General features: G+C 60.0%; 8 protein-coding genes. 6 read left to right on the top strand and 2 right to left on the bottom strand.

Annotation, left to right across the window (positions count from 1 at the left end; genetic code table 11):
• Nucleotides 1-76 precede the first annotated feature (76 nt).
• Nucleotides 77-598, bottom strand: a complete 522-nt coding sequence (locus PMX72_RS09960) for a nitroreductase family protein (protein WP_271729046.1) — start codon at nucleotides 596-598, stop codon at nucleotides 77-79.
• A gap of 294 nt (nucleotides 599-892) precedes the next feature.
• Between PMX72_RS09960 and PMX72_RS09955 the strand changes: the two genes are divergently transcribed.
• The 4 genes from PMX72_RS09955 (at nucleotide 893) to PMX72_RS09940 (ending at nucleotide 5,604) form a co-directional block, all read left to right on the top strand.
• Entirely contained in the window at nucleotides 893-1,183 is a 291-nt protein-coding gene (locus PMX72_RS09955; protein ID WP_006235631.1) for a hypothetical protein, read from the top strand.
• Nucleotides 1,184-1,362: 179 nt separating this feature from the next.
• Nucleotides 1,363-1,863, top strand: a complete 501-nt coding sequence (locus tag PMX72_RS09950) for a MarR family winged helix-turn-helix transcriptional regulator (protein ID WP_196033292.1) — start codon at nucleotides 1,363-1,365, stop codon at nucleotides 1,861-1,863.
• An 8-nt stretch (nucleotides 1,864-1,871) separates the two neighbouring features.
• Nucleotides 1,872-3,587 (top strand): ABC transporter ATP-binding protein, encoded by a 1,716-nt coding sequence (locus PMX72_RS09945; protein ID WP_334203734.1) that lies wholly within the window; start codon nucleotides 1,872-1,874, stop codon nucleotides 3,585-3,587.
• 1 nt (nucleotide 3,588) lies between these two features.
• Nucleotides 3,589-5,604 (top strand): ABC transporter ATP-binding protein, encoded by a 2,016-nt coding sequence (locus PMX72_RS09940; RefSeq protein WP_271729048.1) that lies wholly within the window; start codon nucleotides 3,589-3,591, stop codon nucleotides 5,602-5,604.
• A gap of 112 nt (nucleotides 5,605-5,716) precedes the next feature.
• On the opposite strand, the gene cysE is transcribed toward PMX72_RS09940, so the two are convergent.
• Complete coding sequence (gene cysE / locus PMX72_RS09935; RefSeq protein WP_035138740.1) at nucleotides 5,717-6,421, bottom strand: serine O-acetyltransferase; 705 nt, start codon at nucleotides 6,419-6,421, stop codon at nucleotides 5,717-5,719.
• A 223-nt stretch (nucleotides 6,422-6,644) separates the two neighbouring features.
• On the opposite strand from cysE, the gene PMX72_RS09930 reads away from it, so the two are divergent.
• Nucleotides 6,645-7,283 (top strand): DedA family protein, encoded by a 639-nt coding sequence (locus tag PMX72_RS09930; RefSeq protein ID WP_138113555.1) that lies wholly within the window; start codon nucleotides 6,645-6,647, stop codon nucleotides 7,281-7,283.
• A gap of 298 nt (nucleotides 7,284-7,581) precedes the next feature.
• The gene (locus PMX72_RS09925; RefSeq protein WP_271729049.1) at nucleotides 7,582-8,634 is read left to right on the top strand and encodes a branched-chain amino acid aminotransferase; all 1,053 of its coding nucleotides are present in this window, start codon (nucleotides 7,582-7,584) and stop codon (nucleotides 8,632-8,634) included.
• Nucleotides 8,635-8,748 lie beyond the last annotated feature (114 nt).

Genomic DNA, 8,748 nt, shown 5'->3' with positions numbered 1-8,748 from the left:
CGCGCCTTTAGACGCGAGCCCGGGGCCCGTGGGTTATACCCTAAGAGCAAACCACCCTTTTTAAGGGTGGTTCTGATTACTTTACGTACACCACGTTGTCGCGGCGCGGCTTTGCCTCGGGTAGCGTGTCCTCGGCGTAGCCAAGAATGCAGTTACCGACGCCGCGCAGGCTGCCGTCGGCGGGCAGGCCCCAGCTGGCCAGCAGCTCCAGGCCCTCGGGCGAGTCAAAGACCTCATGCGCGCGGTGAATCCAGCACGAATCGACACCCAGTGCATAGGCGGCGTTGAGCAAGTTGCCCATGGCGAGCGAGCCGTCTTCCAGATGTGTGGGCACGCTGCGGTCAACCAGCACCACCACAACGGTCTTGGCGCCATAGAAGGGGTCGCTGTTGCTGTCCATGACCTGGGCGTTGAGCTGTGAGAGATGCTCGACGGTCGCGGGGTCGGTGACGGCGACAAACGTCACCGGCTGGCGGCCCATGCCGCTCGGTGCATATTGGCCGGCTTCGATAATACGTGCAAGCTTTTCAGCCTCGACGGGACGATCGCTGTAGTTGCGGCAGCTGCGGCGGTGAATGAGTGCTTCGATAGTCTCCATGGTGTCTCCTTGCGGTGGCGTTGCAGATGCCCCGTTCATACCCGTCGGGCTTAAACGATAGACGGTCAATTGCCCGGCCAAAAGGATAGATTCCAATTGGGAAAGTAGGTTTGCATAAAAGTACCTTCAGAATGTGACAAACAAATGGGATGGTTAAACGTTTTATCCCGTCTACCCTGCGGTTTTTTACCACTTGCCTAAATGACGAACGCATAACCTTTGATAAAGGTTTTACTAAAGGAGTACCAACGTTTATCAATGCGCCGTGGTGGCGCCGGGCCAGGAGGTAACATCATGTTCCAGGCTGGAGATGTCGTCGAGACCGATTTCGAAGGATTTCTGAAGCTGCTGCGTTCCAAGACGCGCGCTTTCGTGTCGATCAACGATCACGAGTACTACATCACGCACACCGATGGCTATTGGCGTGTTCAGGATTGCGAGGCCCTCAACGACAAGGGCCACTTTACTGACTGCTCCGAGCTGGTCAACACGGTCTGCGAGGTCGTCGAGCTGCCGTGGATTGCCGGCAAGAGCCTGCATGACAGCTTCTCGGGTGCTACGGTCTATGAGGCCGTCGCTGCTTAACAGCCAACACTCGATATTCTCTCGCAACCGCCGGCGCCGCCCCCGCGCCGGCGGTCTTTTTTGTCGATATGCTTATGTAGAGCCGACCATAAACAACGAGCTTGTTGACGATAGTCAAAACTCGGACTAATGTAGAGATATTAATTGGTCAAAACTCGGACTATCGAATGGTGGGAGAGATGAATAGTGCAGTTAGCCCGGTCGATTTCGACCGGATGCTCAACGGGCTTGACCGTATCTATTCGGAGTTCGCGCGCGCCTGCGGTCTTTCGGACTGCGCCTACTGGATGCTCGTCGACACGAGTGCGGCGGGCGGAAGCGTTGCCGTGAGTCGGCTGACGAGTGAATGGTTCTACAGCAAACAGACCATCAATTCGGCGATCAAGACGCTTAGGGCGCGAGGGCTTGCGACGTTGGAGTTTGCCGAAGGTAGTCGTAAGAACAAGGTTGTGCGACTGACCGAAGAAGGCGTGCGGTTTGCCAAGCGCTACGCGTTGCCAGCGCAAAAAGCCGAGCAACAGGCATTCGAGGCGCTCGAGCCGTGGGAACAGCGCGAGATCATGCGCTTGGTCGGTAAGTTCTCCCATGTTCTTAACGAAGAGTGCGAGGCATTTAAACGGCAAGTGGCCGCTGAGAACGAGGCTGACGATAAGAGCGAAGGGGAGACATGCGACTCTTAATGAGGTTTATGAGGCCGTATCGCGGGCTGATTGCGGTGACGCTGTTTGCGGTGCTGATAGATAACGTCGGTACGCTGTTGGTTCCCACGATGCTGGCGAACATGGTCAACACCGGTATTACCACGGGCGATATCGACTATATTTTACGCAACGGCCTGTACATGCTTATCGCGACCGGCATGGCCAGCGGCGGCACGGTGCTGGGCTGCTATCTTTCGGCGCGCCTGGCCGCCAACGTGGCCTGCGATATCCGCAATGCCGTGTACGACAAGTCGCTCGAACTCGCGGCTAGCGACTTTGAGCGCTTTGGCACGGGTTCGATGATCACACGCTCGCTCAACGACATCAACGTGATTCAGCAAGCTGTCCTTCAGACGATTCAGTTGGTGCTGCCGGTGCCGTTCTTGGCCGTGGCAGGCATCATTTTTGCTTGGTTCATCGATCCCGCCATGGGCACGCTGCTGGGTGTGGTCGTTGCGATCGTGCTGGTGGCGGCGGTCTTTACGGTGGCTAACGCCGCGCCGATCTTTATGCGCCTGCAGAGCTTTATCGACCGCATGAACGTGGTGCTGCGCGAGAACATCGTGGGCGTGCGCGTCATCCGCGCATTTAACAAGGAGCGCCACGAGGAGCAGCGCCTGGACGAGGTGTTTAGCGATTACGCGGCCAACGCCATCAAGGTCAACCACCTGTTTGTGGGTCTCGACAGTTCCAGCTTCTTTTTGATGAATATCGCCGAGGTGGCGGTGCTGTGGGTGGGCGGCAACCGCGCGGGCGTCCACGCCATGCAAATCGGCAGCATCTCGGCCGTGTTGGAATACGCGATCTTGATCCTGTTCTTTGTGATGATGGCGCAGATGGTGATTCTGACGCTTCCGCGCGCTGCGGCGTGCCTCAACCGCGCGCAGCAGGTGTTGGAGATTGAGCCGAGCATCGTCGATGGCGAGCGCACGCTGGATGACGGGGTGCGCGAGCCCCAAGACGAAGCCGATGCGGTGGCTGTGTTCGACCATATGTCGTTCCGTTTTGACGATGCCGACGAGGACACCCTGTGCGACCTGAGTTTTGCCTGCCGCCGCGGACAGACGACCGCGATCGTGGGCTCAACGGGCTCGGGCAAGTCAACGGTGGCCAAGCTTTTGCTTCGCTTCCACGATGCCACGAAGGGCGCCATTCGCCTGAACGGCGTTGACCTGCGCGACCTTTCGCAAGGTGAGATTCGCGGGCATATCGCTTACGTGCCGCAGAAGGCGTGGCTGTTCTCGGGCACGGTGGCGAGCAACCTGCGCTTTGGCAACGAGGGCGCGACTGATGCCGACATGCTCCATGCGCTGGAGGTTGCCCAGAGCACCTTTGTGCTCGATCAGCCGCAGGGGCTCGATACCCCGGTTGCCCAAGGCGGTACGAACTTCTCGGGTGGTCAGCGCCAGCGCCTAGCCATTGCTCGCGCGCTCATGAAGCATGCCGATCTATATATCTTCGACGACAGTTTCTCGGCCCTGGACTTTAAGACCGATGCCGCCCTGCGTCATGCGTTGCAAGATGAGACGCGTGACGCTGCGGTGCTCATCATCGCGCAGCGCATCTCTACGATCTTGCACGCCGACCAGATTGTCGTGCTCAAGGACGGCGAGATTGTGGGCTTGGGCACGCATAGCGAGCTTATGGAAACCTGCGAGGTGTACCGCGCCATCGCGGAATCGCAAATGAAGGGAGGTGAGTAGCATGACCGAGGAGCTCAAGAAGCAGGGCGGCCTTGTCGATGCCGCCGCTGCGGACGCTGCCGATAAAACGGTCGACCAGGCTGCCGCGTCGACCGAGCTGGATGACGCCGCCAAGGCTGCAGCCGAGCGCGAGGCTCGCCGCCAAGCGCTCTACGAGGAAAATGAGCGCGCCGAGGACGAGCGCGCCTGCGCTGAGGCGGAGCGCATGCGCGATGTGGACGACGAGGACGAGGACGAGAAACCCCGCGACACCTGGGCGACGGTGCGCCGCCTGTGGAGCGAGGCTGCCGGCGACCATTGGCGCTTCTATATCGTGTTCGCGAGCATTGCGTTCTATGCCATCTTTAACACCGCTGCGCCGGCATATAGCGCCCGTGTGATCGATGAGCTGTGGGGCCACATTCAGGTGGCGTTTGCCAACAACGCCACCTTCAACATCACCTGGGAGAACTGCGGCAGGACCATCTTCATCTACTTTATGATTTGGACGGCCGCCGCCTCGTTCTACGCGCTCCAGAGCTTTTTGATGTCGAGCGTTGCCGAACGCCTCAACCTGTGCCTACGCAACCGCATCGCACAAAAGCTCAACCGTCTGCCGCTTGCCTTTTTTGACGCGCATCGTCCCGGTGAGGTCGTCAGCCGTGCGACCAACGACTTGGACAAGATGTCCGAGAGCATGCAGCGCGGCTTGCTGCAGCTGCTGGTGTCGATTGGCACCGTGGTGGGCGCCGTGAGCGTGATGTTCGTGTTTAGCGTGCCACTTACGCTGGTCTTTTTGTTCTTTACGGCGTTGTCGCTGCTGGTGACCAAGGTGGTCTCGCGCCGCACGCATGACGTAACCGGTGAGCGCCAAGAGTGGGTGTCCAAGATTACGAGCGCGGTCGAGGAAGGCTACTCGGGCCGTCTGGTGATTCGCGCGTTTAACCGCGAGCGCCAGAGCTCTGCCGAGGTGCACGAGGCCTCGGGCGAGCTGGCACGTGTGAGTGCCAAGGCCGACTTCATGATTAACGCCGTCGGCCCCGCGGTGCGCTTTATCGGCCGCTTGGCACAGATCGTGATTGCGATTGTGGGCTGCAGCATGCTGGTTGCCGGCCACATGACTGTCGGCGTGTTCCAGGCGTTCTTCCAGTTTATCTACGAGGCATCTGAGCCCATGACGCAGCTGTCGTTTACCTTCAACTCGCTGCAGAGCGCGCTGGCGAGTGCGGAGCGCGTGTTCGACCTGCTCGATGAGCCCGAGATGGAGGTGGATCCGCAGCCGGGCGAGGCTGCCAGGCTACCGGGTCGCGTGGAGGGCCGCGTCGCCTTTGAGCACGTGCGCTTTGGCTACACGCCCGAAAAGCCGCTTATGCGCGACGTGTCGTTTACCGCCGAGCCGGGCCAGAAGATCGCGGTGGTGGGAACCACGGGCGCAGGCAAGACGACGCTCATCAACTTGCTCATGCGCTTTTACGAGATCGACGGTGGCCGCATTACGCTCGACGGTGTGGATACGCGCCTTATGAACCGCGGCGAGCTACGTCAGCAGTTTGGCATGGTGCTGCAGGACGCCTGGCTGTTCGACGGCACGATTGCCGAGAACATCGCCTACGGCTGTCCCGAGGCAACGCGCGAGGAGATTGTTGCGGCTGCGCGCGCCGCCCAGGTCGATTTCTTTGTGCGCACCATGCCGCAGGGCTACGACACGCGCGTGGTCAACGATGCCGAAAGCATCAGCCAGGGCCAGCGTCAGCTGCTGACCATCGCACGCGTGCTGCTCAACAACCCGGCGATTCTCATTCTGGACGAGGCGACCTCAAGCGTGGACACGCGCACCGAGCTTGCTATCGGCCGCGCCATGGACGCGCTCATGCGCGGGCGCACCAGCTTTGTGATCGCGCATCGCCTGTCGACGATCGTGGATGCCGACCTGATCTTGGTCATGGACCACGGCAACATCATCGAGCAAGGCACGCATAAGGAGCTGCTCGCAGCCGAGGGCGCTTACGCCGACCTCTATCTGAGTCAGTTCGCATAATGTGACAAAGGGACAGTCCTACATGTCACATCAAAAAGAAAGGCGCGCCGGGGATGAATTCCCTGGCGCGCCTTTGCGTTGATGCCGATGTCGTTTTGTGCCGCTTGCGTTCCTAGCGTTCGTCCACGAGCTTGGCGACGAGGGCCTTGAGCTCGGCCACCTCTCGCTCGAGTTCCTTGACGCGGCGGGCGTTCTCGGTGATGCCCTGGCGGTTGAGGGCACTCTGCTCGGCGGCGTCGTCGGGCATGTACTCGCGATGCTGCTTGGCGTCGAAACTCTCCTCGAACACACGGCAACCGTTGCGCTTGATGATACGTCCCGGCACGCCCACGACGGTGCAGTTGTCGGGGACGTCCTTAACGACGACCGAGTTGCCGCCGATCTTGACGTTGTTGCCGATGCGGATGTTGCCGAGCACCTTGGCGCCCGTGCCCACCGTGACATTGTTGCCCAGGGTGGGGTGACGCTTGCCGGTCTCGTTGCCGGTGCCGCCGAGCGTGACGCCCTGGTAGAGCACACAGTTGTCGCCCACAATGGTGGTCTCGCCGATGACGACGCCCATGGCGTGGTCGATAAAGAAGTGCTTGCCAATCTGCGCGGCAGGGTGAATCTCGACGCCGGTGATGTGGCGGGTGATTTGCGAGAGCACGCGGGCGAGCGAGCGATGACCGTGCTCCCACAGCCAGTGCTCGGGCACGTGGTTCCACTTGGCGTGCAGGCCAGGATAGGAAAGGAAGATGACCAGACCGTTTTGCGCGGCGGGGTCCTGCGCCTGGACGGTCTTGATGTCCTCGCGAATGGTATTGATAAAGCTCACCGGCCGCCCTCCCTTAGCGCCATGGCAATGCGATTCAATAAAGTATAGCGATTCGCTAGGGATTAAAAAGGACAATCTTGGCGGCTTTGCGCTACAAGTGTCAGTTATGCAAACTTGCTGGTAATGGAGTCATGCTTTTGTGGGGTTGCGCACGAGGGGGCACCGCAACCGTATACTGGTCAACTTGGACGTATCCGCGCCCACAACTGAGAGGTTTTACTTCATGGGTTTCATCAATTTTATTGCCGAGCTGCTTAAGGACCCGCGCACCGCGATCGCCAGCTGGATCGCCGCCGGCCCGCTTATGGCCTACGGCTGCGTGTTCCTGATCATCTTTATCGAGACGGGCGTGGTGTTCTTCCCGTTCCTTCCCGGTGATTCGCTGCTGTTCGCCTCGGGTTTCTTTGCCCACAACGGCGGCTTTAACATCGTGGCGCTTCTGGCCACCGCATGGGCCGCTGCCATTTTGGGCGATCAGTGCAACTTTATGATCGGTCACTTCTTTGGCCGCAAGATCATCGCTTCGGGCAAGGTCAAGGCCATGACGCCCGAGCGCATCAAAAAGTCCGAGGACTTCTTGGACAAGTGGGGTCACCTGGCCATCTTCCTGGGTCGCTTCTTCCCGTTTATCCGCACCTTTGTGCCCTTTATCGCTGGCATGGGCGGCATGCACTGGCGCAACTTTGTCGTCTTTAACGTGCTGGGCGGCATTACCTGGTCGACGGTCTTTACGCTGCTGGGCTACTTCTTTGGCGGCATTCCCTTTGTGCAGGAGCACTTTGAGCTGCTGATTATCGGCATCGTTGCCGTGTCGATCATCCCGACCGTGGTCGGTCTGGTTAAGGCCAAGCTGGGCAAATAGAACGCGTAGCTCGAGCCAGCGCGCAGACCGTACAGTTGAGGCCCGTCACCGCTTACGGTGGCGGGCCTCTTCAGCTTCGGTCAAATGAAAATACTTTAGTTAGTTAAAGAAAAACGTTTTATCCGACGCGCGTGCGGAGTACAATCTCGTGCATGCGAATCGACGTACCATCGGCTTTGATGCTGTTCGCGTGTCCCGTCCGGCTCTACGCTCCGGGCGTGCGACGTTGCGACGCGGTCGGCCTCGGTCCTTGCGTGCGGGTTCGCGAGTATGCAACTGTGTATGTAAGGAGCGACATATGACTGTCGAGAAGAAGGATATCGATTGGGGTAGCCTCGGCTTTGGCTACATGAAGACCGATTACAGCTACGAGGCCCATTGGAAGGACGGCGAGTGGGACGAGGGTGGCCTGACCACCGACCACACCCTGCATGTCTCCGAGTGCGGCGGCATCTTCCATTACTGCCAGGAGGTCTTTGAGGGCCTGAAGGCCTACACCGCCGAGGACGGCAGCATCGTCTGCTTCCGCCCCGACATGAACGCCGAGCGTATGTACAACTCTGCGCAGCGCCTCGAGATGCCCCCGTTCCCCAAGGACAAGTTCGTCGAGGCTGTCAAGCAGGTCGTTTCTGCAAACGCCGCCTGGGTTCCGCCCTTCGGTTCCGGTGCGACCCTGTACGTGCGTCCGTTTATGATCGGCTCCGGTGACGTGATTGGCGTGGCTCCCGCTCCTGAGTACACGTTCCGCATTCTCGTGACCCCGGTCGGTCCGTACTTTAAGGGTGGCCTTAAGCCCGTTAAGCTGCGCGTTTCCGAGTACGACCGTGCCGCACCGCACGGCACCGGCAATATCAAGGCCGGCCTGAACTACGCCATGTCCCTCAAGCCCACGATGGAGGCCCATCGCGAGGGCTATGCCGAGAACCTGTATCTCGACTCCGAGTCCCGCACCTATGTCGAGGAGACCGGCGGCGCCAACGTCCTGTTCGTGAAGGAGGACGGTACGCTCGTCGTTCCGCAGTCGCACACCGACTCCATCCTGCCTTCCATCACCCGTCGTTCGCTCGTTCAGGTTGCCGAGGATCTGGGCATGACCGTCGATCAGCGTCCCGTCGAGTGGGCCGAGGTCAAGGCCGGCACCTTTGTGGAGTGCGGCCTGTGCGGCACCGCTGCCGTCATCTCCCCGGTTGGCGAGATCGACAACAAGGTTTACGGCGCCGACGAGACCGTGACCTTCCCGGCTGGCTACACCGAGATCGGCCCTGTGATGAAGAAGCTTCGCGAGACCCTGACGGGCATCCAGTCCGGTGCTGTCGAGGACAAGCACGACTGGGTTTACACCGTCGCGTAAGCTGTCTTACCTATCCGGGCAGAGAGCAAGTTCCCTCCCGGCGCGTCCTCGGACATGCAAGAAGCCCTCGCTGCGCACTTCGTGCGGCGAGGGCTTCTTGCGTCCTGCGGAGTG

The sequence above is a fragment of the Collinsella aerofaciens genome (assembly GCF_028207065.1).
Taxonomy (GTDB): Bacteria; Actinomycetota; Coriobacteriia; order Coriobacteriales; family Coriobacteriaceae; genus Collinsella; species Collinsella aerofaciens_AR.
This window is presented reverse-complemented; position numbering and strand designations above follow the sequence as displayed.